This window comes from Paludisphaera soli, assembly GCF_011064595.1.
In the GTDB taxonomy this organism is placed as follows: domain Bacteria; phylum Planctomycetota; class Planctomycetia; order Isosphaerales; family Isosphaeraceae; genus Paludisphaera; species Paludisphaera soli.
This window is the reverse complement of sequence record NZ_JAALJI010000124.1, coordinates 1-912: the sequence shown is the minus strand read 5'-3', so window position 1 is coordinate 912 and position 912 is coordinate 1. Positions and strand designations below refer to the sequence as shown.

Sequence of the window (912 nt, the reverse complement as noted above, 5' to 3'; positions counted from 1 at the left end):
TCCGCCGACCTGCGCGAGCGCGTGCTCGCCGACTGCGACGCCGGGACGCCGACCGCCGAGGTGGCGGCCAGGTATCGCGTCAGCCCCAGCTGGGTCCGCCGCCTGAAGCAGCGTCGCCGCGAGACCGGCGAGGTCGCCCCGCGGCGGCAGCGCCACGGCTCGCCGCCGAAGTGGGCCGAGCACGCCGAGGCCATCCGGGCCTCGGTCCGCGAGGCCCCCGACGCCACCCTGGAGGAGCACCGCCGCCGCCTCGGCCTGGACCTGGGGATCTCCACGCTCTGGCGGGCGATCGACGCCCCGGGCCTGACCCTGAAAAAAAAGTCGTGAGGGCCGCCGAGCAGCACCGCCCGGACGTCGCCCGGGGCCGGGCGCGGTGGCGGGAGGAGGCCCCCGCCCTCGACCCGGCCCGGCTGGTCTTCACCGACGAGACCTGGACGAAGACGAACATGGCCCGCGCCCGCGGCCGAGCGCCCAGCGGCGTCCGCCTGGTCGAGGCCGCCCCGCACGGCCACTGGAAGACGACGACCTTCGTCGCCGCCCTCCGCGTCGACGGCCTGACCGCCCCGCTGGTGGTCGACGGGGCGATCAATGGCGAGACCTTCGAAGCCTACATCCACCAGTTCGTCGTCCCGACCCTGACGCCCGGCGACGCGGCGGTGATGGACAACCTGGCCGCCCACAAGCGGGCCGGCGTCCGCGAGGCGATCGAGTCCGCGGGCTGCCGGCTGCTCTTCCCGCCGCCGTACAGCCCCGACCTCAACCCGATCGAGCAGGCCTTCGCCAAGTTGAAGGCCCTGCTCCGCAAGGCCGGCGAGCGCACCTTCGAGGGCCTCTGGCGTCGCCTGGGACGCCTCGTCGGCGAGTTCACGCCCCGCGAATGTCGCAACTTCATCGCGCATTCCGGGTATCGCG

At 74.6% G+C, this 912-nt stretch carries 1 protein-coding gene; it reads left to right on the top strand.

Annotated features, from left to right (window positions below; genetic code table 11):
• Positions 1 to 912 (top strand): IS630 family transposase gene (locus tag G6O68_RS33785; protein ID WP_390625419.1). Its coding sequence is split into 2 segments (ribosomal slippage), with 913 coding nucleotides annotated over them: positions 1 to 325 and positions 325 to 912; the frame shifts between segments, so codons are not numbered across the junction. This gene is flagged as partial in the annotation.